At 65.8% G+C, this 23564-nt stretch carries 21 protein-coding genes; 10 read left to right on the top strand and 11 right to left on the bottom strand.

Features of this window, described 5'->3' with window-relative positions; translation table 11 throughout:
* Positions 1-8 precede the first annotated feature (8 nt).
* The 3 genes from sctT to SOM61_RS20175 all read left to right on the top strand — a co-directional run bounded on the left by sctT (position 9) and on the right by SOM61_RS20175 (position 2308).
* A complete protein-coding gene (sctT, locus tag SOM61_RS20185; protein WP_109343931.1) occupies positions 9-794 on the top strand; it encodes a type III secretion system export apparatus subunit SctT in 786 nt (261 codons plus the stop codon).
* On the top strand, positions 791-1882 hold the full coding sequence (gene sctU, locus SOM61_RS20180) for a type III secretion system export apparatus subunit SctU (RefSeq protein ID WP_320475735.1): 1092 nt from the start codon (positions 791-793) through the stop codon (positions 1880-1882). Before sctT ends, sctU begins: the two co-directional genes overlap by 4 nt.
* Before the next feature lie 96 nt (positions 1883-1978).
* Positions 1979-2308 (top strand): hypothetical protein, encoded by a 330-nt coding sequence (locus SOM61_RS20175; protein WP_320475734.1) that lies wholly within the window; start codon positions 1979-1981, stop codon positions 2306-2308.
* Positions 2309-2330: 22 nt separating this feature from the next.
* Here SOM61_RS20175 and SOM61_RS20170 read toward each other — a convergent pair whose 3' ends face one another.
* The 3 genes from SOM61_RS20170 to SOM61_RS20160 form a co-directional block, all read right to left on the bottom strand.
* Positions 2331-3425 carry a type IV pilus twitching motility protein PilT gene (locus tag SOM61_RS20170; protein WP_320475733.1) on the bottom strand — a complete coding sequence of 365 codons (1095 nt, stop codon included), beginning with the start codon at positions 3423-3425 and terminating at the stop codon, positions 2331-2333.
* A 178-nt stretch (positions 3426-3603) separates the two neighbouring features.
* Positions 3604-4344: a response regulator transcription factor gene (locus SOM61_RS20165; RefSeq protein WP_109343926.1), complete on the bottom strand. Its 741-nt coding sequence runs from the start codon at positions 4342-4344 to the stop codon at positions 3604-3606.
* A 358-nt stretch (positions 4345-4702) separates the two neighbouring features.
* Complete coding sequence (locus tag SOM61_RS20160; protein ID WP_320475732.1) at positions 4703-5119, bottom strand: CesT family type III secretion system chaperone; 417 nt, start codon at positions 5117-5119, stop codon at positions 4703-4705.
* 170 nt (positions 5120-5289) lie between these two features.
* On the opposite strand from SOM61_RS20160, the gene SOM61_RS20155 reads away from it, so the two are divergent.
* Entirely contained in the window at positions 5290-10251 is a 4962-nt protein-coding gene (locus SOM61_RS20155) for a hypothetical protein (protein WP_320475731.1), read from the top strand.
* Positions 10252-10276: 25 nt separating this feature from the next.
* On the opposite strand, the gene SOM61_RS20150 is transcribed toward SOM61_RS20155, so the two are convergent.
* Positions 10277-10957, bottom strand: a complete 681-nt coding sequence (locus SOM61_RS20150) for a winged helix-turn-helix domain-containing protein (protein ID WP_320475730.1) — start codon at positions 10955-10957, stop codon at positions 10277-10279.
* Positions 10958-11272: 315 nt separating this feature from the next.
* Between SOM61_RS20150 and SOM61_RS20145 the strand changes: the two genes are divergently transcribed.
* Together SOM61_RS20145 and SOM61_RS20140 are read left to right on the top strand one after the other, a co-directional pair.
* Positions 11273-11539, top strand: a complete 267-nt coding sequence (locus SOM61_RS20145; RefSeq protein ID WP_320475729.1) for a hypothetical protein — start codon at positions 11273-11275, stop codon at positions 11537-11539.
* Positions 11536-11685, top strand: coding sequence for a hypothetical protein (locus tag SOM61_RS20140; protein WP_320475728.1), 150 nt, complete (start codon positions 11536-11538; stop codon positions 11683-11685). Before SOM61_RS20145 ends, SOM61_RS20140 begins: the two co-directional genes overlap by 4 nt.
* A gap of 197 nt (positions 11686-11882) precedes the next feature.
* Here SOM61_RS20140 and SOM61_RS20130 read toward each other — a convergent pair whose 3' ends face one another.
* From SOM61_RS20130 to SOM61_RS20110, 5 genes are all read right to left on the bottom strand, one after another.
* Positions 11883-12131: a hypothetical protein gene (locus tag SOM61_RS20130; protein ID WP_320475727.1), complete on the bottom strand. Its 249-nt coding sequence runs from the start codon at positions 12129-12131 to the stop codon at positions 11883-11885.
* A gap of 422 nt (positions 12132-12553) precedes the next feature.
* Positions 12554-13834: a ComEC/Rec2 family competence protein gene (locus SOM61_RS20125; protein WP_320475726.1), complete on the bottom strand. Its 1281-nt coding sequence runs from the start codon at positions 13832-13834 to the stop codon at positions 12554-12556.
* Entirely contained in the window at positions 13834-16185 is a 2352-nt protein-coding gene (locus SOM61_RS20120; RefSeq protein ID WP_320475725.1) for a TonB-dependent receptor, read from the bottom strand. The genes SOM61_RS20125 and SOM61_RS20120 overlap by 1 nt, the downstream gene beginning before the upstream one ends.
* A gap of 111 nt (positions 16186-16296) precedes the next feature.
* Positions 16297-17277, bottom strand: a complete 981-nt coding sequence (locus SOM61_RS20115; protein ID WP_320475724.1) for a FecR family protein — start codon at positions 17275-17277, stop codon at positions 16297-16299.
* Positions 17278-17279: 2 nt separating this feature from the next.
* A complete protein-coding gene (locus SOM61_RS20110; RefSeq protein ID WP_320475723.1) occupies positions 17280-17879 on the bottom strand; it encodes an RNA polymerase sigma factor in 600 nt (199 codons plus the stop codon).
* Positions 17880-17976: 97 nt separating this feature from the next.
* Here SOM61_RS20110 and SOM61_RS20105 point away from each other — a divergent pair, with 97 nt between their 5' ends.
* Positions 17977-18231, top strand: a complete 255-nt coding sequence (locus SOM61_RS20105) for a hypothetical protein (RefSeq protein WP_320475722.1) — start codon at positions 17977-17979, stop codon at positions 18229-18231.
* Between the two features lie 605 nt (positions 18232-18836).
* Here the strand turns inward: SOM61_RS20105 and SOM61_RS20100 are convergent.
* Entirely contained in the window at positions 18837-19013 is a 177-nt protein-coding gene (locus SOM61_RS20100; protein WP_320475721.1) for an SNARE-associated domain-containing protein, read from the bottom strand.
* Between the two features lie 14 nt (positions 19014-19027).
* Between SOM61_RS20100 and SOM61_RS20095 the strand changes: the two genes are divergently transcribed.
* Together SOM61_RS20095 and SOM61_RS20090 are read left to right on the top strand one after the other, a co-directional pair.
* Positions 19028-19741 carry a Plug domain-containing protein gene (locus tag SOM61_RS20095; RefSeq protein WP_320475754.1) on the top strand — a complete coding sequence of 238 codons (714 nt, stop codon included), beginning with the start codon at positions 19028-19030 and terminating at the stop codon, positions 19739-19741.
* Entirely contained in the window at positions 19729-19875 is a 147-nt protein-coding gene (locus tag SOM61_RS20090) for a hypothetical protein (RefSeq protein ID WP_320475720.1), read from the top strand. Before SOM61_RS20095 ends, SOM61_RS20090 begins: the two co-directional genes overlap by 13 nt.
* Before the next feature lie 160 nt (positions 19876-20035).
* Here the strand turns inward: SOM61_RS20090 and SOM61_RS20085 are convergent, their stop codons facing one another.
* A complete protein-coding gene (locus SOM61_RS20085; RefSeq protein ID WP_320475719.1) occupies positions 20036-20791 on the bottom strand; it encodes a GntR family transcriptional regulator in 756 nt (251 codons plus the stop codon).
* Between the two features lie 294 nt (positions 20792-21085).
* On the opposite strand from SOM61_RS20085, the gene SOM61_RS20080 reads away from it, so the two are divergent.
* Positions 21086-23557 (top strand): TonB-dependent receptor, encoded by a 2472-nt coding sequence (locus SOM61_RS20080; protein ID WP_320475718.1) that lies wholly within the window; start codon positions 21086-21088, stop codon positions 23555-23557.
* Positions 23558-23564: the final 7 nt, after the last annotated feature.

Below are 23564 nucleotides of genomic sequence, written 5' to 3'. Positions count from 1 at the left end.
CACGTCCCATGCTGATCGACCTGCACCACCTGCTGCTGGCCGTGGCGCTGACGCTTCCGCGCACCGCCGTGGTGCTGGCCATCCTGCCGGGCTTCGGCGCCGGCACGCTCGGCGTCATGCTGCGCGCGGCGGTGGCTTTCGGGATGTCGCTGCCCGCCATGCTGCCGGCCTACCACTTCGTGCGCGACCACCACGCCGGCGTCATGCTGCTGACAGCGCTCGGGATCAAGGAAGCCCTGATCGGACTGGTGCTGGGCATCCTGCTGGCGGCGCCGATGTGGGCCCTGCAATCGGTCGGCTCGATCGTCGACATGCAGCGCTCGCCGATCCAGATCCAGAACGGCAACGCCTCGATCGACCGCGACGCCAGCGCCCTGGGCGGCCTGATCCTGCAGGCGATGGTGGTCATGATGATTCACGCCGGCCTGCTGGCGGCACTGGCGCGCGTGGTGCTCGACAGCTACGCGGCCTGGCCGGTCGGCAGCCTCGGGCCGCCGTTCGGCGATGTGCCGCAGGCGGTGCTGGTCAACCGCTTCGCGGAACTGATGTGGCATATCGTCGTGTATGGTGCGCCGATCATCCTGGTGCTGGTGCTGATCGACCTCGGCATGGCCGTTATCGGCGCCTTCGCGCCGAACCTGCAGGTCTCGTTCGCGGCCTCGCCGATCAAGAGCCTGGCCGGCATGTTCGTGCTGCTGGTGTACTGGTCGACGCTGTCCCACTACGCGAGCGGCGACTTCGCGCGCGCGCTCGACCTGATTCCGTCGCTGCTGGCCGGAAGCACCGGGCGATGAGCGAAAAGACCGAAAAGCCCACAGAAAAGTCGCTCCAGGATGCGCGCGCGAAGGGCACCGTCGCGGTCAGCCGCGACCTGGCGCGCGTGATGCCGCTGGCCCTGCTGGGCGAGCTGGCCTTCGCTTTCGAGGGGCAGGGCCGCGCGGCCGTCCAGGGCCTGATGGAACTGGCGCTGTCGCGCATCGGCACACCGTTCGCGCACGCCCAGGGCGAGCTGGCGACCGAGGCTTTCAGCCTGCTGCTGCCGGTGTTCGCGGTCTGCCTGGTGGCGATCGCGGTGGCTGCGGTGGCCGGATACTGGGGCCAGTTCGGCATCCTGATCGCGCCCGGCGTGCTCACGCCCAGCATCGACAAGCTCAACCCCGCCAACGGCATCAAGCAGCTGTTTTCGATGCGCAAGGTGGCCGAGGCCTGCATTTCGCTGATCAAGGTCTCCCTGGTGGGACTGGTCACCTGGGTGCTGATCCGCGACGCGCTGCCGACGCTGGTGAGCTTTGCCGGCGGCACGCCGGCCAGCATCCATGAGGGGCTGGTGACCCTGATGCGGGCCCAGTTCCGCACCCTGGTGGGCATCTGCCTGGTGCTGGCGCTGATCGACTACGCCGTGCAGCGTCATTTCACGATCAAGTCGCTCATGATGAGCATGGAAGACATCAAGCGCGAATACAAGAATTCCGAAGGCGACCCGCAGGTCAAGGGCCAGCGCCGCCAGCTGGCCCACGAGCTGGCCGGCACCCCGGCCGAGGACAGCACCGCGCAGGCCGATGCCGTGGTCGTCAATCCGACTCACTTCGCGGTCGCCATGCGCTACGACGCGGCGGCCACGCCGGTGCCGCTGGTGCTGGCCAAGGGCCGCGACGAAGTCGCCCAGGCCATGATCCGGCGCGCCCATGCGCTGGGCATTCCCGTGATCCGCCATGTGTGGCTGGCGCGCACGCTGTATGCCACCGGCCGCGCGGCCCGTCCGGTGCCGCGCGCCACCTATGCTGCGGTGGCGCACGTGTATGCGGTGATCGCGGAACTCGGGCAGGACGGCACGCCTTCCGGCCCGGTCGACCTGGAAACCACCGGACTGGCGCCGGACTGACAAGGACTTCGGAAGATGGACAAGACCCCGTTGGCGCCTGCGGCGCCGCTTTCCACGCACGTCGATACCGTTCATGAGGTACTGCCGGCGGCAGCCTTGCCGCCGTTGCTGCTGGCCTTGCCGCTGGCCTTGCCGTCGGCGATGCCGCTCGGCCTGGGAGGGGGCGGCCTGGCCGGGGCGTCGATGATCGGCGGCGAAGGGGAGGTGGAAGGGCCGATCGGCCTGGCGGATCGCACGCCCTGGCTGGGAATGGCGCCCGGATTGCCGCAGCCGGTGCTGCGCGTGGGGGAAGGCAAACCTGGCGTGGGGAAAAGAGATGCGGTGCTGCGGCGCGCCCGTTCGGGGCGGCCCGCACCGCATGCCGGCGCCGAGTGCAGCGCCGGCGTGTGCATCTGCGGCCGCTGTCCGCCGCACCGCATCGAATGAGCGCTGCGGCGGGGCGGGGAGCTCAGCGCTGGCTGTTGAGCAGGTCGTGCAGCTCCATGCGGTTATAGGCCGCGCGCATCGCGTCGCGCGCGCTGATCTGGCGTTTGCCGACCATCGTCGCCAGCACGTCGTTCAGGCTGCGCGACATGTTGTCGTCCTGGCGGCGCATGAATTCGGCGATCATGTGGTGCTTGGACGGATCGCCGATGAACTGGGCCAGCTGGCCATTGTGATTGAACAGCATTTCGCTGGCCAGCATGAAGGCGCGCCCGTCCTCGCTAGGCACCAGGCCCTGGCAGACCACGCCGACCAGGGCGCCGGCCAGCGCGCCGGCATGGCGCTCGCGCTGCTCGGCCGGGAAGAAAGCCAGCAGGCGGGTCAGCGCCGAGACCGCGCTGTTGGTGTGCATCGAGGCCAGCACCAGGTGACCCGATTCGCCCGCATGCAGCAGCGTCTCGGCCGTGTCCTGGTCGCGGATCTCGCCCACCATCAGCACGTCGGGCTTCTGGCGCAGGCCTTCGCGCAGGCCCGAGGCAAAGGTTTCGGTATCGACCGGCACTTCCTTCTGCGAGATGATGCCCTGCTTGCGCCCGAACTCGTATTCGACCGGCTGTTCGATGGTGACGATGTGCGACTTGCGGGTCGAGTTCAGGTAGTCGAGCATGGCCGCGATGGTCGTGGTCTTGCCCGAGCCGGTCGGCCCGGTCACCAGGATGATGCCGCGCGTCGCCTCGAGCATCGTGCGCACGTAGGAGGGCAGGCCGGTCTGGTCGAGCGGCAGCGGATTGACCGGCAGGCAGCGCATCGAGATGCAGACCTTGCGCCCGCGCCCGGCGCGGAACACATTGCAGCGCAGGCGGCAGTCGCCCAGCGTGATCAGGCGGTCGATGGCGCGCTCGACGATCTTGTCTTCCCAGTCCTCGTCGATCGTGTCGAGCAGGGCGCGCATCTCGCCCAGGCGTACCGGGACCGAGGTGGCAGCCTGCCAGCCGCGCGGCAGCTTGAGCATCATTGGTTCGTCCTGCTCGATATGGATATCGCTGCATTGCTGACCGAGATTCGCCAGCGCATGGATCTCGAGCATGAGATCACGCGCCTCGGAAAGTGGATTGATCATGTTCTCCCTTTTAAGAATGGAAAGCAGGGACAGTATCGGTTAACCGGTTCGGTGCGCCCGGGCCGCCCCTTGCTGCACGCCATGCGCCAAGGCGATCCATCCGGTCGACCTTGATAAATTATAGAAAGCCATGGCCTGCCTGTCCCTCAACATGTCTCAGCATGTCTGAAATGAGTTTCTAACATACAACATTTTGCACCACCCCGGTGTGCTCGATGTCGATCGCTGCCGCGCCCGATCCGACCAGCTCGAGCCGGTAGCCCTGCGTATATGCGGTGCGCAGCAGCACGCCCCGTTCCGGTCCCAGCGCCAGCTTCTTGCGCAGCTTGTAGACGTGCTGCTCGATGGTGCGGCTGGCGATCTCGCTGCCGACGCCCCAGATGGCGACGCTGATGGTGTCGCGCGAGATATACACGCCCGGTGTCGAGAAGAACAGCCAGGCCATGGTGAATTCGCGCGGCGTCAGTTCGACCTGGCGCCCGTGGTCGCGCAGCACGCTGGCTTCACGGTCGAGCACGAAACCATGGTGCTCGATGGTGCGCTGGACCGGCAGGCGGTCGCGCCGGCGCAGCAGCGCGCGCATGCGCGCACCGACCTCGACCGGCTCGAGTGGCAGGGCGCAGTATTCGTCCGCGCCGCTGTCGAAGGCCTCGGCGATGCGCTCCGGTGCGGTGCCGGCGCCGAGCAGCAGCACCGGCGTGGTCTCGCCCGAGCGGCAACCGAGCCAGCTGAAGAAGCCATCGTCCTGCAGCGCGCTCCCGGTCATCTCGAAGACGATCAGATCGTAGCTGCGGCGCCGGATCGCGCGCATCAGTGCCAGCTCGCCTCCCAACCGCTCGCATGCCAGCCGGTGGCGGATCAGGATGGTTTCGAGCGCCTCGAAAGCGCCGTCGTTGCCGATACAGCAGGCGACATTCATCAGCGCCCTCCCTGGGTGCCGGGCGCCGACGCCGTTTCCGGCCGGGCAGGGTCTCCGGGGTGATCCCGGACAACAGAAACGCTCTCGCGCGTTTCACGTCGCAAATGGCACATCATGTCACTCCGATTCGTGGTTCGGCTGCGGTACCGGGCAGCAGCCGATTCGATCGGTGCTACCCGGCTCGCACGATGGCACGGGTGTTGCACAGGCGCGCATGGATGCCGCCGGCCTGGCACGACCGTGCAATGGTCATGACGTTCTATTATGAAAGATTATCGACAAGAAATTTCTCAAAATTTCTCGTTGCGGCGTGCCACATTTTGCGAGACCGATGTGTCAGGGCGATGGCAATCGGATGTCAGGCTTCTTCAGGCACCAGGAAATGGTCCTGCTGCCAGCGCTGGGCGACGGCCACGTGCTTGATCATCATGTCCATCGCGTTGCCCGGGTCCAGCCCGTCCAGCGGCAAGGCGAGCATCGATACCACGTGACCGGTGTCCGGATTCATCGTGAACACCGGGCTCCACAGCCCGTGCAGGTCGCGGTTGGCGGCCAGCAGCGCCGCGTAGATTTCGGCGCGGTCGCGCTCGGGCGCGGGGCCGAAGTCGCAGGCGAACATCACGTTTTCGTCGCCCCACTGTTCAGGATCGTGGGCAATCAGGAAGGGCGTGCCGTTCAGGTCGACCTGGAGCGCGCCCGGCGCCGGGTCGAGCGACGTTCCCAGCTGGGTGGACAGGGCCTGGACAAAACCTTCGAAAGTGGCTTGCTGGTTCATGCATTCTCCTCGGTGGGGTGATGGGGGGATGGCGCCGCCAGTCTGCTGGAGGGTGCCGGTCCGACCGGCTTGGGTGGCGCTGGGGGCGGCGCCGGTTCCGCGCTGCGACGCGGCGAACTCGGCGCGCCATCACGACACTCAAGGTGACCACACCTCAAAGGAGAAAGCGCATGTTCAGTTTCCGCACCACCCGCAACACGCCGCCGCCGTTGCCGACCCACGTGTCGCCGACCACCGCCGGGTCGCCGGGCGCGCCGCTTCAGGGCGTCGTCGCGACTTCGCCGCAGGGCGGCGAACTGGTGTCCGCGTCGGCGCATCCGGCGCGCGTGAGCAGCATGCAGACCGACTTTCAGATCAATCGCAACCGCGCGCTGAACGCGGCGATGAACGACATCGTGCGCTGCAGCAGCCACATGACGATCACGAGGACGGACATGGATAACCTGCGCAAGGCCAAGCGCGAGCTGATGAAGATCGACCACGCCATGCGCATGGAGGCGGCGGGCCGGCTCGTCGGGGACGTCTACAAGGCGCTCGGCAAGGACCAGCGCAAGGTATTCCATGACCTGTACCGGGAACTCGGGATGACCCAGCTTGCCGGCGCCCTCAACACCGGCCTGGGCATCCTGCCGACGGCGGTCGGATCGGCGCTCAAGAGCAAGGCGGGCGCCGGCGCCGTCCTCGCATGGTCCGGTCTGGCCCAGCTCTACCAGCCCTATCTTGGTGTGCTGATGTTCAACACACTGTATGCCGGAGCCGACTTCATGCGCAAGACCGGGATGCCCGGCCGTAGTCGCCCGATCGAGAGCGCGAAGACCTTGCAGCAAACGCTCACGGCACTGAACGACGCGAGCGACCGGATGGCCGAGGCGCTGACCGCGGCGCACGATGTCGCGCCTGGTTCGGCAGAGGCGATCGCAGCGCGTCACGCGCTCACCACGGCACGCGTCGCCGGCGCCCAGGCCATGGAAGAGCGGATGAAACGCGAGCAGTTCGACCAGAGCTTCGATGCCGGCCATTACATCAAGTCGCTGCTGTCGGGCACCAAGCAGATCGCCTTCTACCTGAGCCAATACGTGGCGTATGCCGACAACCAGGACTGCAAGGGCACGGAACGCGCGTTCAAGATGCAGATGGCGGTGACCGGCATCGTGCTCGGGTTGAATGTACTCGCGGCCGTCGCGGACCGCCGGCGCGAGGCGCAGCGCATCATGGCCAACAACCTGGCGTATGGCGACGTCGACAACAAGAACCATGTGCGCGATATGTTCCGCTCGCCCTACACCCAGAAGATGTGGGGTGTGAACGACGGCATCGAGAAGCGGACCGATGCCACTCTCGGCGAACTGGCCAGGCTGTTCGGCGTGCCGAAGCGCGCACTCAAGCGCTTCGACGAGGCCGGCGGCTTCAACCACCAGCGCTTCAGCCTGGCGCTCGACGCGCCGCGGCGGGAAAAACTGGCGCGGTTCGAGGCGATGACCGAGGGGCCGCTGCTGGCGGGCGCGCGCAGCAATATGGAAGAGCTCACGAAGCTCGTGCACCTCGAGGAAGTGGGCAAGCTCCACATGCTGGAGGACTTGTCCGCGCTGGGCGTGCTGGAGGCGCTGGACCGGCGCCATGCCGAGGTCGCGGGCGGGGGCGCGGCGCCGTATGCGGCGCCATCGGCGGACGAAATCAAGAGATTGCCGGGCATCGTGAGCGACGATCAGGTGCGGCGTCTGCTGGACGGTCCGCTGCCGGCCGCGCTGAAAGACAGGATGGGCGAGCTGCGCGCCCGTTTCGATGCCCTGGACAACCGCAGGACGCTGACCGCAGGCCATCCGAGGCTGATGCTGGGACTCGATTCCGAATACGCGCTGTCGGACCTGCTGGACCAGCAGCGCAGGGATCCGGCCGGGGCGCTGCCGGCGCCCCAGGCCGGCGCGCTGCTCGCGCTGCGCGGAAAATACGCCGACCAGGCAGCGCCCCAGGCACTGGCGGACGCGCTCGACATCGATCTGGCGCAGGCCACGAAGCTCTGCGCGGGCCCAATGTCCGACGCTCTTCGGCAGCAGTTGCACGATCTGCAGGACAAATACGAAACGCGCGCCGGTCTCAGGGGCGAGGACCTGGTCGAGGTCGATCGCACCGGCATGCTCGAGTGGGCGGACCTGGCCCGCGCTGATGCAAAGCCGCTGTCGGCGTCGGAGAGCGCGGTGCGCAGCCGGCTCGAGGCGAAGTCGCGTACCAGCACGCTCAATCTGGACGGCTGGCGCGGCAACGCCGGCATGGAGGACGTGGCCGAACTGGACGAACGCCGCGCCGCCTCGCTGACGCCGTTCGAGCATTGCCTGCTGCAGACGCTGCGGGTGCGCCCGGGCGCCCCTGGGGCGGTGCCGGGCGACGCCATCCTCGCCGCCGCCAGACTGACGCCCGTCATGGCGAATGAGACGGCGGCTGCGCGGATCCACACGCCGCTGTCCGAATTGCGCGGACACCGGCTCGACAAGGCCTTGAGCACCTGGGATTTCAGCAATCTGTCCGAGCCGGCCAAGTTGTCGGTCGAGAGGCTGCTGCAGGGTAAGCGCGGGGTACTGGGCAACATCAAGGACCTGGCGGGAATGCGCTGGAATATGCCGGGACATGTGGTGCCGGCGCTGGTCGTGCAGTACGCCCGCGCTACGTTCATGGCTGTCGGCGGCAGCGGCTTCTTTTTCCTGTTGCAGGCGGCGATTGGACTGGCGCGCAGGCTCAACGAGGACCGGTTCGCGTGCAAGCCAGGCGAGGGGCCGAACGATGCCTCCAGGACGTTCTCGCACGTGATGATGGGCGTCGGTGTACCCTTCCTGGCCGCTGCGCTGCTCGGCGCCTGGGCCGGCCCGCAAACCGTGAATGCATCGCGCGTACGGCGCGAGTTCTTCACCCGGCGCGAAGGCCGTCCGAATTTCACCGAGATGATGAAGGCCAACTACCTGTATTCCGCGCGCAAGGCGGTTACAGATTACGCCGGCCAGCGCTGGTTCAGTGGGCCGAAGGCCAAGGCCCGCAATACCAGACTGATGGGGCAGGTCGACGCGCGCCTGAAGATGCTGCTCGATGTCGCCGACGGACCGGACCGGGAGTCGTCCCCCGATACCCGCCCGGCGTCGCGCGCCGGCAGGTCGCCGGTCCGGCTGCATCCCACCCGCGCGCTGACCGACCAGTCGTACCGGACGCGCACGCCCGACGGCGGCGCGTCGCGCGGTATTGCGCGCCAGGCACGCCAGCAGGTGGCCTTCCAGCGCAAGCGACCGGTCACGGCCAACCGTACCTCGCTGTCCAAGGACAGCCAGCGCCTGGCCTGGGGGCTGCGGCCGGATGGGGTCGATTCGACGGTGCTGGCGACGTCGTACAGCCATCAAGCGGGAACGTCCGCGATGCGCCGGCTGGCCTCCAACCTGATGCTGGACATGAATATGTATCTGGAAGAAAAGCTGCAGCTCGCGCTGGAGCACATGATCGAGCTTCCCCGCATGAAGAAGATCGTGGAGCTCGTGCACCAGATGCTGGACGGTGCCGGCGCCGAGTCCGGATTGCCGTTGACACTCGATGACGAGACGCTGGCCGATCCGGTCAAGGGCGACCTGCGCAAGGCCCGCCTGCTGTACCTGAAAGAGCAGTTGCGCCCCAACTACGACAAGGACGTGCTCGAGACCTTCTTCAATAACGCCGAGGGCAGCGACAAGGCCATCAACGCCTTGCGCAATGCGGCGTCGAAGCCGCTCAGCCCCGAGCAGCAACTGCAGATCAAGCTGGTCAAGATGCTGTTCGGCCAGAAGCCGTATTTCGGCGGCTCGTCCGAGTACCATGACAAGGACGTGAATTCCTTCGAGTACTGGATCTATCACCTGAGCACCATCACGCGCGACCCGCGCCGTGCCCTGAAGGCCGGGCCAGGCGAGCTCGGCCATCAGATGCTCAAGCCCATGCGCGACTACCTGACGCCAGATGGCAGCCTGGTTGCGCTGAACAACCAGAGCAACCTCGGTGTCGGCGTGGCCGAGGCCGACTGGGAGGAGTTGTCGCCGACGATGCATGTGGCGATCAAGCGCCAGTTGCAGAAGCATCTGGACAAGTCGCAGGCCACGGACGCCAGCAAGCTCAAGCTGTACACGACGAGTTTTGCCTTGTGGGACAGGATTCGCAAGGACTACGGCGACTCCAGCAAGGATTACAGCGATGTCAGCAAGGACGGCTCGGATATCGACAAGCTGTGGGACCGTCTTTCGGAGGACGACAGGAAAGAGGTCTATGGCGACATCGCGGCGATTCCGTGGGAGGACGCGCACCTGCACGGCAAGGAGGGCATGATGAATGTCGCCGGCGTGCACGGCAATGTGCTGCAGACGCCCCAGGAGGCGGCAGACCGCTACATTCGTCACATGAAAAAGCAGATGCGCCACGAGCACGACACGGACGTCGTGCAGGTGCCGCGCCCGGACGGTTCGATGGTCAGCAAGAACTATGTCGAGCTGCGCGAGGACTTCCTGCGCAGTCACGAGAGCTGGTATCGCAGCGCGCATGCGAACCACCGGCCGATCGTCGGCGGGATGAGCGGCCATACGCTGGGCTATCTGAACCTGTACAAGGATGCGCTGATCCATGCCATGGACAAGTTGAAAGCCGACCCCGGGGAGCTGCCGTCACTGGAATTCATGCGTGTCGTGATGCTGGCCGCACTGGTGGGCCAGAAGCGTCACCACAGCTACGACGAGGTGATGGCCGCCAGCCAGGGCATCAGTGACGGCCGGGTCACGCTCGAATACAAGGATCGCACCGGCTTCAGGGATCTGCTGGAGTCGGGCGACCGGCAGATCGCGCAGATCGCAGGCAAGGTGCTGGGCGAGGCGGTCGACGGTTATGATGCCAACCAGAGCGCCTCGGTACTGGCGGTGCTGACCAGGGACTGCAACCTCAGCGCCGAGGAGTCGGCGGCCTTGAGCGAGCGCCTGCGTCCGGTCATTGCCGGTTACCTGCTTTCGGTCGCCGAGGGGACGTCGGGAGAGGCGCAGGACGGCAAGCCCCAGACCGGCTTCCTGGACCGGATGGAAGAGGCGCTGAACGAGACCTTCCCCGCCGATCGCGGCGACGCGGCGTCCGTGCGTTCGGTCTGACTGCCCGGGGCGCCAGCCGCCGCGCTCATGGGGCTGTCGGCATCAAGCGGTAGCCCCGGGTTCCGGCGCCGCGCAGCATCGCCCCGCGCTGCGGACCGAGCGCCAGTTTGGTGCGCAATTTCTGGACGGTCTGCTCGATGGTGCGGTCGGCAATCACGCCGGCCGCATCCTGCAGGACGGCACAGATCTCGGCGCGCGCCACGAACCTGCCGGGCGCCGAAAACAGCAGCCAGGCGATGGCGAACTCGCGCGTCGTCAGCTCGACCGCGCGGCTGCGGTCGAGCACGCCACCGGTCGTGCGGTCGAGCACGAATCCTTCGTGCTCGATGAGGTGGTGCACCGCCGGCAGGCGGTGCCTGCGCAGCAGGGCGCGTAACCTGGCGTCGAGCTCGGTCTGGTCGAGCGGACAATCCCAGAAGTCGTCGATGCCGCTGTCGAAAGCCCGCGCCACACGCACCGGCGCGATGGCGCTGCCGATCGCGAGCATCGGCGTGTCGGCGGCGAAGTAGCGCTTGCACCAGGTGAACAGGGAAACGTCGTCCGCGTGCCGCTGCAGCTCGACGATGACAAGCTCAGGTCCGGGGTAAGGCCATACCGGGGCCGCGGGTTCTCCGGCGATGCTCAGGACGTCGACATGGTGGCGACGCAGTGCGTCCTGAAACTGGCGGCGTATCGCATCCGTGCGGATGCAGCAGGCGACATTCATGGGGCCACCTGCATCGCGCGATATTGATGTGTCATGCGGTTCAAATCGTTATCATCAAGGGACGAGTGGCATGTCGCCATGATCCGGCGCGGCGACGTCGCTTTGAAGCGATGCGGTCCAGCATGCGTCGTGGGTGCCCGCCACTGGAAAGACGAAGGGCCCGCCGAAATCCGCCATCGCGCGTGGGGCCAAGGGTGGAGATGAACCGTGGCAATGCCTCCGATAATGCGTCATCCTCACTGGCGCCACAGGGCGCCGCTCACCCTTGCACCCGGTCGTCCGTGCCGTGCTTGCTGACCCCGCGAGGTTTGCAACATGAAAAAGAAGTCCCTGCCGGCGGCTCTGGCCTGCGCCATGCCCTTGCCTGCCCACGCCGCCGGGCGGGTCATCGCCACGGGAGAGGCCCGCGTCAGCGCCCAGCGCAACGACGGCGCACTGCGCTGGTCCACCGTCGTGACCTCGGCCGACACGCCCGGCTCCGACAAGATCGAGGAGAAAAAGGTCGGCATCAACGGCATCAAGGTATTGAGCGACGGCATCCCGAGCATGTCAACAGCGGCAACCAGCGCCTGGTCGACATGATCTTATCGCTCGAGGTCGACAACATCGATGTGGTCGGCGTCATGGGCACGCTGACCTGGCGCGCCAGGGAGCGTGTCACCGTCGACGGCGGCCTGACGACCGGGCGCCAGGACAACCGCTACCAGCGCTTACGCTGGTCTGTCTAGTTGCGTTGCCTACTTCTTCTCGGCAAGTCAATGCCTTGTTGGCAGGTATGTAATTTGGAGTCGCTCAGCCTGGAGGAGGATCGGCGGTCTGCCACGCGCCGATGCAGGGTCCACGCTCGTGTTCCTGTCGTCGTCGTCGTAGATGCCAGCAGCGTCAGATCCACCAAGCCGCATCCCGGTCCGAATAGGTGTTCGCGCTATCGAGCGTCGAAAGCCGCCGGTTGTCCCTCCACGGCCTGATTATCGTCGACGCGAAGCGCGCTGCCCGACAGGACGCGCTGGATGATGCTACTGCCGACCGCATTCGATTTCAGGAACCCGCTCGCACCGACCGTCCCGGCTGAATGCCGTATGAGCAGGCCTTGCCTGATCACGTGCGCCAGGTGCTGCGTACCGGCGACGACAGGTCCCTGATGGACGCGGCGTTCAACATGCTGAATGGACATGATACTTCCTTTAGTTGCGTAAATGCTGGAATGGTCAATCACGGTTGTTGCGGGCGCACCTCGTGACAAGTCTCCAAGAAAGATCATCGCGCTAACTCTTCGCGTTCACCGAAAGGCTGACATTCAAGGTTCACCCGACCGTGTCCTATATCAGTCTGATGACAATGTCGCGCGAGCGCGGGAACGCTTCGTGCCGCCGCATGCCATGCACCTCCCCAGCGCGTTTGTGAAGCGTGGGTCGTTCGTATCGGGCGTCGACCAAAAACGCACGCTGGTTTGCAGCGGCGACGGCAAAACATCCGTCAGCCGTAAGGCAGACGGATAACGCGAGTTTCGGTTGCAAGCCAGGAGAGACGCTCCGGCATCCTGGCTGCGCGATATTGTGCCTGCATGACTAGCGCCCTTATCCTTCGGCTTTTTTGTCAGACCACGAATTGCTCAGTCACCAGCTTGATCTTGTCGCCTTCGGCGCCATTGTCTGTCACCGCCACGTAGAAGCTTTCGCCATCTGGCGCCACGCGTACCACCACATGACCGTCGTGGCTGTGCAATTTGCGCGTCAGGCGACCGTTGGCCAGCAGGTTTTCGCGCATCACGGTGGTGGCGAATACTGCACGCGGCCCCGGGTACAGTCGCTCGCTGAACATGCGCTCAAGCTGCAGCATGTCGGGATGCGCGATGTGCCATGACGGGATCACCCAGGCCCGCGGCCTGAGTGTGCGCACGACCTCGGGGTTCAAGCCATCGAACATGCCGTGGTGGTCCGCCGTCGCCACCGATACCGGCCCCGCCGCGCGTGCGGCCGGGCCCAGCACGTCGTGCCAGGGTAGCGCGCCATCGTGCGTGTAGCTGGTCAGGTCGCCCGCCGTGAAATAGCGGAAGCGTCCGCTGGCGATGCGGATCGCCGCCGAGCACGCGTTCTCGCTCGGCCAGTCGGCGCGCGCCAGCGTTTCTAGCGGCGGGAACAACTGACGGGTGGCGCTGCCAGTCCCCGTCCATACCACGCCATTGGCGGCGATATTGCGCACCTCGAAGCAGCTCGCGGTAGCGCGGTGAGCGCGTCCGGCGAACTGGTCGTTACTGCCGACCCGGAAAGCTTCGACGCGCAGCCCCGCCTTACGCCTGGCCGCAATGAAGGCGCGGTAGTTGTCGGCGAACGGCGCGGCGATCCGGGCCGGGAAATCGTAGTCCGGATAGCCTCGGTCGACCACGGTGCCGATCGCGATCTGGGCCGCCACGTCGGTCACGCCGCTCAGCCGGAAGGCGCCGCCAGGCGCCAGCGGTGTCGCCGCGTCGGCGTCGCCGGTATGGTCCGGGTGCAGATGGGTAGCAAGCAGGTAGTCCAGGCCCTCCAGGCCGGCGCGCCCCAGATGACGTCGCACGTAGCGCCCCATCCACTCGCCGGGACGGCGGCTGGCGTTGGGGCGCGGCGCCACCGACACATCGGGTTCGTTGAACGAGGCGCCGGCGTCGATCAGCATGCTGGTACCGTCAGGCAGCATGACCAGGGTGGCGTTGCCACGGCCCGTAGCGATGTGGTGGATGTCGAGCCAGCCGGGCTGCCATGGCGCAAGCGCCGCTCCCGCGCGCTCGGGCGCAGGGACGGAAGCGGGCGCTGCGGGCGCGGCGCGCGCCGATGGGCCCAGCGCCAATGGCAGCAGCGCGCCCAGCAGCAGGCGACGTCGGTCGTTCGGCGCCGCCATCAGAAGCGGCCCGTCAGGCTCAGGCCGAAGGTGCGCGGCTCGCCGGCGTAGCGCGCGCGCACCACCTGCGTCGAGCGGGTCAGCAGGTATTCGGTATCGTTGGCATTCTTCACCCATGCCAGCACGCGCCAGCTGCCGTCCGGCGACTCGACGCCGGCCGACAGGTTGGCCAGTCCGAAGCCTGGAAGCTGCAGGTTCGGGTCGTTGGCCGCGCCGGTGTTGTAGCTGTCTTTCCAGGCATAGCTGGCGGCGCCGACCAGGTATCCGAACGACGTCGGGTAGCGCAGATCGGCCGCAACGCCGGCCTGGCGCCGCGGCGAGTTCGACATGGGGTTGCCACTATTGTTGATATTGCCGATCGCAAAATGGTCGTAGTGCGCGTCCAGGTAGGCGAGGTTGGCAGACAGATCCAGCCAGGGGGCCGGTTTCCAGGCCAGTTCGATCTCGCCGCCGTTGACGGTGGCCTTGCCCGCATTGAAGATGGAGAGGATGCCGGTGAGGGTATTATTGACCAGCTCCTGCTTGTCGCGGTACTTCATCCGGAACAGCGAAGTATTGATGCGCATCCGATTTTCCAGCCATTGCGACTTGATACCTGCTTCATAGTTGTCGACTGTCTCGGGATCGAACGGCGCGCGGAATGCTACCGCGCTCGCGGCGTCGGCGTTGAACCCGCCGCTGGTGAAGCCGCGGGTGGCGCTCAGGTAGGTCATCAGGCCGGCGCGCGGACGCCACGCCAGCACCGCGCGCGGGGTGACTTCGCTCCAGCTTCGGCTCAGGTCGTCCACGCTGAAACCGCTTGTCGGACGGACCAGGTCGCTGCGCGTCAGGCTGGCGCGCTTGCGGTCGCGCGTGTAGCGCGCGCCCATGGTCAGGTCGAGGGCCGGCGTCAGGTGCAGTACGCCGTCGGCGAACACGCCGACGCTGCGGCTGTCGACCTGCTGCTCGGCGACAGTGGCGCTGGCCAGTGCTCCGGTGCGTGCCGCCAGGCCACGCACGGCGAGGCGGCGCCAGCCGTCCTCCTCGGCGAAGTAGAGGCCGGCAACGATGTTGCCGCGCGCCCAATTTGGGCTGGCATAGCGCAGCTCCTGCGAGAAGGTGTCGATGTCGTCGGCGTCGCTGGTGACGCTCTGGCTGCCGCTGGCGAGCAGGGTGTAGCTGGCACCAACCCCGGAATAGTCTTCGCTGGAGACGGACTTGCGCCAGGCGCTGATCGAGGTCAGCTCGCCGGCGTCCAGACGCCACACCAGCCGCGCCGAGGCGCCCTTGATCGTACGGCGGAACTCCTGTGCGACGCCAAGTTCCGAGGTGCGCACGTCGCCGTCGTTGCCCAGGGTATCGGACGACAGCGTGCGCCCGCCGTTGTCGTCCTCGCCGTAGTCGGCGCCGAAGGTGGCGTTCAGGTCAGGGGCAAGGCGCACGAGCGCCTGGGCGCGCAGGTTCTGGCTGTCGATGTCGTCCTGTTCACGTCCGCTCAGGCGGTCGCGCCCCAGCCCGTCGCGCCGGCGGCTGGAAGCCGACAGCTTGAACGCCGCCTCGCCGCCAAGCGGCACGTTGACCAGGCCCTTGGCATGGCGCTCGCCATAGTTGCCGGCAATGAGTTCGCCCTCCAGCGCGAAACGCTCCGGATCCGGACGCCGGGTATTGATCACGATCGCTCCGCCGGTGACATTGCGGCCGAATAGTGTGCCCTGTGGCCCTTTCAGCACGGCGATCGACTCCAGGTCGAACAATTCGAAGCTGGCGGCGCTATTGCGGGGAATGAAGACGTCGTCGACGAACACGCCGACCGGCTTGTTGACGCCGATCTGGGAGAAGGTATTGCTGATGCCGCGGATGGCGATGGTCGGATTGGCCTGGCTGAAGGCCGACACCAGCAGCCCCGGCGTCAGGCGCGACAGTTCCTGCAGACCCTGGACCCGGTGCGCGTCGAGTGTACGGGCCGACAGGGCGGTCATGGCGATCGGCACGTCCTGCGCCGGCTGGGCGCGTTTTTGTGCGGTCACGGTGACGGTGTTCAGTTCCGTCCCGGTGCTTGCCGCTTTCTGGGCGGCGCCGGTCGCGGGGCGAAAGATCAGCACGGCGTCGCCGTCGCGCCGTACGCTCAGACCGGTACCGGCCAGCAGCGCCTCGAGCGCCTCGGCAGGGGGCATCTGCCCGCGCACGCCGCTGCTGCGCAGCGCCTGCACGTCGTTCGACCGGTACAACAGCTGAACGCCGGTCTGCTGCGCGTACTGGTCGAGCGCGCTCTTGAGCTCTCCCGCAGGAATGTCGAGCGCCAGCGTCTGGGCCTGGAGCGTGGAGCAGAAGGTGAGGGCGCACAGGGCGCCGAGCAGTTTTGGATTTGCCATCGTTTTTTTCCTAGCCATCTTTGCTTGCGTAAGGGGGGCCGTGCCGGCTGCGTGGTGTTGCTTCCCTGTAAGACGGATGGCGCGGAAAAAACCGGAATGCGTCGGTTGAAATTAATTTGTTGGGTCTGCCCGCGACAGTACGATCTGCCCGATGCCATATTGCGCATGCAGACCGAATCCCTGTTCCAGCAGACGCACGAATCCGTCCAGGTTCGACGGTGCGAAGCTCCCGCCGATCGGCATCGAGGCCGCCTCCTTGTCGGACAGCACCAGCTTGCGTTCGTTATAGCGGTTGAATTCGGCCACCGCCTCGCCCAGCGTTTCTCCGTCGAACACGATGCGTCCGCTGCGCCACGCCATGCGCTGCGCAGTCTGCGCCGGACTGCGGTCGGCGCGTGCGATCCGTCCGCGCTCGGCACTCGCTTCCTGGTTGGGGCTCAGTTCGACGGTTTCTTCGACTTGCAGCACCGTGGCGTTCGCGCTGACCCTGACCCTGCCCTGTTCAACCAGTACCGACGTGCGCTCGCCGTCGCGCCGTACCGTGAAGCGGGTGCCCAGCACAGTCACGCGGCTGGCGCCGGCATCGACCACGAACGGGCGCGCCGGATCGGGAGCGATATCGAAATATGCTTCGCCGTTGTCGAGCCACACCTTGCGCTGGCCATCAGGCGCGGCGCGCAGGCGGGTGGAGGTGTTGAGCGTGAGGCGCGAGCCATCGGCCAGGGCGACGGTGCGGTTCTCGCCGGTACGGGTGGCGTAGCGCTCGCCCTGGCGCGAGCTGAACTGGGGTGCAAGAACCACACCCAACCCGCAGGCGAGCAGAAGACCTGCCGCCAGGCGCCAGGTGTGCGCGAGCGCCGGCCCGGGACGCCGCGCGTGCGCCGGATCGGGACGGGCCGCGCCGTTCAGCGCATCGGCGCGGCGCCAGGCGGCGTGCAGTCGCAGGTAGGCCACACGGTGGCGCACGTCGGCTTCCAGCCATGCGTCCAGTTCGGCCTGCTGTCCGACGTCCCAGCGCGCGCCATCCTGGCGCGCCAGCCATTGGGCTGCCTCTTGCTCGAAGCTTGCTGCTGACTTGTTAGCCTGGTCCATCGCTATATTGAAGTGGTTCCGGTTGCCTGCTCATTCTGCGTATCCTTTTTCTCCGGCTTGCGCAGCTTGCGTTCCAGCTTGAGAATGCCAGCCCCGACGCCGCGTGCGAACAGCGCGTCGGCGATGGCGCGCATGCCTTTCGCGATCTGCTTTTCCACCGTGTCCTCGGTCACGCCCATTTCGGCCGCCACGGCGCGCTGCGACATGCCGTCCACCTTACGCAGCATCACCGCCTGGCGGCAACGTGCGGGGAGGGCGTCGAGCGCTTCCGCCAGCACGTTCAGTTCGGCGCGCCCGCTGGCATGCCGTTCCGGCGTCAGCTCGCAAGCCGACAGGTCGTCCAGCTCGGCGAACGCCTCGATCGAGACGACCTGCTGCCGCCGCGCGCGGTCAACCAGCAAATTACGCGCGGTCGCGAGCAGGAACGCAGCGGTGCGTTCGGGACGGCCGCGGCGCGCCGCTTCATACACGCGTGCGTAGACCTCCTGGCGCAGGTCCGGCCATTCCGCGCTATCGCGCCAGTTCTGCCGCAGGTAGCGCATGAGAACGCCCTCTAGCGGCAGCACTTCTCGGATGAACCAGTCGTCCAGATCGTTGAACATGTTTTGTGTGAAAGACGAATGGCGGTCAGAAATCCGGTACCGGCGCGGCGATGGGCATCATCGCGCGCCGCACTCGAGGCTAGCAGCACAGTGTGACATGGCGATGAACGACGCTCTGGACGAGCAACCGGCCCTGGGTCGATGGCCTGGCGGCCGTCATTATCCCAGGCTCCACTTCGACGCAGTAGGCGGCATGACGGCGTTCGGCAAGTGGTTGCTGCGTCTGCTGCTACCGCCACCGCTTCCAAGCAGTAAGAAGCTGCCCAATGTCGAGCTGCGCGCCAATGCCTTGCTCAGGGATCGGACACAGCGACGCGAAATCGATGGCATCTTGCTCGCTCCAATCGTTTGAGAGCGGAAAAACGCGCAGTTTTTCATCTTCACGTCACGATGCCTATCAAGAACCGGCCCACCTCAGCATCTCGATCATCCAGGGGGAGGCCTCAGTAAGCTCTGAGCAAACTCGACCGACTGAACGTCACTCGGATCGTGCCGGTAATTTCGCAAGGACAACCAGTAGCGAGACATCCCGCACTAAGCCTGTCCAGAGACTCGACCGTGCCATCGCTCGGACAAGCCGGTGCAGTTTCCTGCCTGAGCGTTTTACTTGAGACGCAGGAAAAGCACCGTGTTCGCGTCGAAGTAGTACGAATCGCTCTGGGGCTACACCAGCGCGTAGATATTCTCCTTCACGTATTCAATATACCTTGTTCGCAATTCATCGTCAAAGAAATGGACTTGCCATTTGGAAACCGTGAAGGAGCATGTGGTTTGATCCAGACAGGGCGGCCTGACTTGATGCGGCACGGCCTAGCGGACTGAAGTGGTTGAGCTTACACAATCGGAGACCGTTGATGTAAGGGCGCCGGAACGGGTACACGGTTATTTGCGCTTTACGATTCAATGAGTTCAGTTGCGGGCCACGATCGAATACTGATCCCACCGTCAAGCCTGGCGCTAGGCGCCAGCCTTCGCGCGGTGGCGCTCCTGGAGCCAGGCCACGATGCCCGGCACCAGGGACAGCACGATGATGCCCATGATGACTGCCGTCAGGTTGTCGTTGACCCAGGTGATATTGCCGAAAGCGAAGCCGGCTACCGTCAGCGACACGACCCACAGGGCGCCGCCGGCCACGTTATACGACAGGACTGACCTCGGTCGATGCGCTGGACGCCGACAAGATCAAGGGCAAGAACGTCAGCAACAGCAGGGAGCTGGCCGGCCAGCTGCCCGGCATCCAGCTCACCGAGACCCGGATGGGCGCCGAATCGGGCCAGGCGAGCTTCCGCGCCTTCAATGGCGAGGGCTATATCAACGGCATCAAGATGCTGATCGAAGGCATCTCGAGCAATGTCAACAGGGGCAACCAGCGCTTCATCGACATGATCTTCCCGCTCGAGGTCGACTATATCGAGGTGGTGCACGGCACCAACGATCCGCGCTACGGCCTGCACAATATCGGCGGCAACATCAAACTCGGCACCCGCCAGGGCGGCAATCACTTCGACAGCCGCTTCACGGTCGGCAGCGTCGATACGAGGGAAGTGCAGGCCGCCTACGGTCGCGAAGCCGACGGTTTCGCGCAGAATTATTTCGTGGACAGGCAGGATTCGAACAGCGACCGCCGCAAGCACGGCGATTCCGACAACTACTGGCTGGGCGGCAAGTGGTTCCTGACCTCGAAGGACAGGTCGCTCACCGGCGTCCTGATGCTGCGCACCTACGAGCACGACGCCGACGAACCGGGCTTCCTGACCGTGGCTACACCTATGCGATGCCGGGCGATTTCACGACGCCGGCGGCGATCCAGAACGACGACCGCTACAAACTCAACAACGTCGGCGCCTGTGTGCAAGCAGTGATCAAGGCCACCGATCAGTTGTGCATCGTGCCCGGCTACCGGCTCGACCGCTTCACCGGCGGCAATCCGCTGGCGAACGGCGGCAGCGCGGGCCTGCAGGACTATGGCTGGATCAAGCAGCCGACGTATCCTTGACACGCGTTTTGGTGGATTGACTGGTTGAATGGACGTTCTTTACTGCCCTTGTGGAAGGCAACCAGGCAATCAAAGCGCGGCAATCGGATTTCAGCCTTGTGACTGGACAAAGAGATACAGAAAGAAAGTGGATATCCGGACTGCTCAACAACACCCCGGACTACCCCAAACTCCACTTGTTGATCCGCGTTTTGTACCGATAACTCGGCACATACCGCATCTCGCAATACTCGATCGGCTGGCGCCGGTCCGACAGCGTGATCCTTTCGCAGGCCAGCAGCGGACTGCCCGGGGCCACGCCAAGCAGTTCGCTTTCCTCGGGCCGCGCGGCCACCGCGCTCAGGCTTTCCAGACTCTCCGAGGGACGCACGCCCAGGTCCTCCGCCAGCAGGCGGTAGAGCGAGCCCTTGGCCTCGAGCTGCTGGCGCCGGATGGTGGCGCCCTCGGGCAAGTGCAGGAAGGAGTCCTGCAGGCCAACCGCGCTGCCGTTGAGCAGGCGCAGGCGGCGCAGGCGCAGCAGCGGCGTGCCGGCCTCGATCTGCAGCAGGCTGGCCAGGGCCATGTCCGCTTCCACCGGCTCCAGGCCGAGGATGCGCTGGCCGGGCACACCGCCGCGCTTGATCGCGTCATCGGTAAAGCTGTCCAGGAAGCGCGACATCTGGCGCACCGATTCCGGTGCGGCGAAGGTGCCTCGGCCGTGGTCGCTGTAGACCACGCCTTGTTCCTCGAGCAGGCGGATCGCCTTGCGCACGGTGTCGCGGCTGACGCTGAATGAGGCAGCCAGCTCGCGTTCGGCAGGTAGCGGCGCATTGGGCGCATGGCGGCCGCTCTCCAGTTCCTGCTGCAGACGGGCGGCCAGCTGGCGGTACAGCGGCGCGTCCGGACCGCCGCGTTTGTCGTCGATTGTGTGTCCCATGGGTGTGCTCTCTACTTGTCCGGCATCGTAACACGCGCCGCCCGGCCCACGACGCTGCGGCATTTTTCCCGCGAATTGGTACGTACCATATGTGACCGCATGATGACGTAAGATGGCCGGAGCCAGACTATTTTTTACAGATGTAGCGCGAAGAAGACGATGTGAGGTTTTTGCAAAATCCTTGTTGAGTACTGGTACGTACCAGTGTATTCTCTCGCAAAACAGATAAAAGCGGGATCAGGAGAGCATTGCGCGGCAACGCCGCACCGATCATCCAAAACAAGGGGAACTATCGTGTACAAGCAATTAGGTTTATCGGCGGCGGTCTCGCTCGCGCTGCTGCATTGGCATGGCAATGCGCTGGCGCAGGAGGCGCCCGCCACGGCGGGCGCCCAGGCGGCGGCGACGGTGGTCGAAGTCACCGGCCAGCTGCTGGGTCGGGGCGAAACCCGCGCCAACAGCGTGATCGATGTCGAGACCATCCAGGCCCAGCCGGCCGGCCTCGATCCGCTCAAGCTGCTGACCCGCGTTCCCGGCCTGCAGGTCGGCTCGAGCGATGCGCTCACCGGCTCCTTCTCGATGCGCCTCGGCATGCGCGGCCTGAACAAGGAACAGATCGGCATCTCGGTCGACGGTGTGCCGAACGGTTCGACGCTGTCGAACGGCGGCACCATGCCGACCCGCCTGCTCGATTCCGCGAACCTGATCCGCATCGACGTCAGCCAGACCGCGGGCGACCTCGGCACCCCGTCCGACCAGGCGCTGGGCGGCTACATCAACTTCCAGACGCGCGATCCGAGCAAGGATGCCGGCGCCGAGATCGAACTCTCGGGTGGCAACTATGGCTACAAGCGCGGCTATGCACGCATCGAGACCGGCAAGTCGGCGGCCGGCACCAGCGCCTACGTCAGCATGTCGCAGTCGAGCGTGAACACCTGGCCGGGCGAAGAATCGGGTTCCAACCATCGCCGCAACGCCAGCGTGCGCGTGCTGCAGGACCTCGGTGGCGGCTCCAGCCTGCGCGGCACCGTCAGCTACAACGACTTCAGCGACAACGACTACGATGCGGTCGCGCTGCGCTCGATCGTCGGCACCGGCTACAAGGCGGTGTTCGAGATCGATCCCGATACCGACGGCCTGCTCGACCGCTGGACCGGCAACCCTGCCATCGATCAGAACAACCGACGCACGCGCGGCATCAACAGCAAGGACATCCTGGCGCACGTCGACTGGACCCAGCGTTTCGGCAGCACGGGCAAGTTCACGCTCAAGCCTTACATCCACACCCAGGAAGGCAACGGCTGGTTCTACGTTCCCTATCGCCAGTTGCCGGTCAACGGCAAGGTGTTCAGCACCGTTGCGCCGGGCGCTCGTCCGACCGGCACCGTCCAGGAATGCTACGCCAACCAGTACCGGCGCGACGCCAACGGCGCGTTGATCCCGGTGGCGGCCGGCACGCTGCCGGCCGGCGTCACCGCGGCCTCGCTGCGCGCGGCCGGTTGCCCGGCAGCCGCCAACTATGCGATGAATCCGCTCGATACCTGGGGCGACCGCGAAGCGACCACCCGCCGCAGCGACAACAGCATCAACCGCCGCGGCGCACTGAGCGAAGTGTCGTTCACCATCGCCGACGGCCACCGCCTGCGCCTCGGCGGCTGGTACGAACACACCCGCCGCAAGAAGATCCGCAACTGGTTCGGCACCACCGACCCGACCGTCAACAGTGCCTATGACGAGAGCGACCTGTATTCGGTGACCCAGGACCGCCATTACAGCCAGAATACGGCCATGGCCTATATCCAGGACAAGATGACGCTGCTGGACGGCCGCCTCGAGCTCGATGTCGGCGCCACTTACCAGCGCTTTCGCGCCTCGTACAACTCGGTCGTCGAATTCGCCGGCGAGCGCTCCTTGAAAGTGTCTTCGGGCGTGCTGCCGAAGCTGGCCGCCCTGTATCGCATCAGCGACGAGTTCGAAGTGTTCGCCAGCGGCTCGAAGAATTTCAGCTCGATCCCGGATTCGGTGTTCGAAGGCACGGCCGCCATCGACTCGAAGAACGGCATCGAACCCGAGACCTCGGTCAACAAGGACATCGGTCTGCGCTGGCAGCGCGATGGCGCCGGCGTCGCCATCACCGTGTACGATATCGATTTCCGCGACCGCATCTCGACCCAGAACGGCAATCCGAATGGCGATATCTTCAACCGTGACGCGACCACCAGCTTCATCAACCAGGGCGGCATCGAGTCGCGCGGCGTGGAACTGAGCGGCCGCCTGGTCGGCGCCAGCTACGAGCTGTACGCGAACTACGCGCACAACAAGGCGGAGTACGCCGACGACACGCCGTTCGAAGGCATCCGCTCGGGCGACCCGGTGCTGGGCGCGGCCAAGCACAGCGCCTTCGCCGAAGCCGTATGGAAGCCGGCGGCCAGCTGGCGTCTGGCGGTCAATGCCAAGTACACGGGAGAAGCGGCCGGCACCTACGGAGAGGTGCGCAACACGCTGAACAACGGCGGCCCGGCCTTCTACCCGCGCGAGTACATGCCTTCGTACACGCTGGTCGGCCTGTCGGCGCGCTACAAGCCGCAACTGGGCCTGGCCTGGCTGCGCAATGCCGAGCTGTCGTTGAACGTCGACAATCTGTTCGACAAGCGCTACCTGGGTGGCATCGGATCGGAGCTGACCACCTCCAATCCCCTGACCTCGGGTCGCTACTTCCTGGGCAGCCCGCGCGCCTTCTACCTGTCGCTGCGCGGCGGCTTCTGACCGGGCG

The organism is Massilia sp. CFBP9012, assembly GCF_034045115.1.
Classification (GTDB): domain Bacteria; phylum Pseudomonadota; class Gammaproteobacteria; order Burkholderiales; family Burkholderiaceae_D; genus Telluria.
This window is presented reverse-complemented; position numbering and strand designations above follow the sequence as displayed.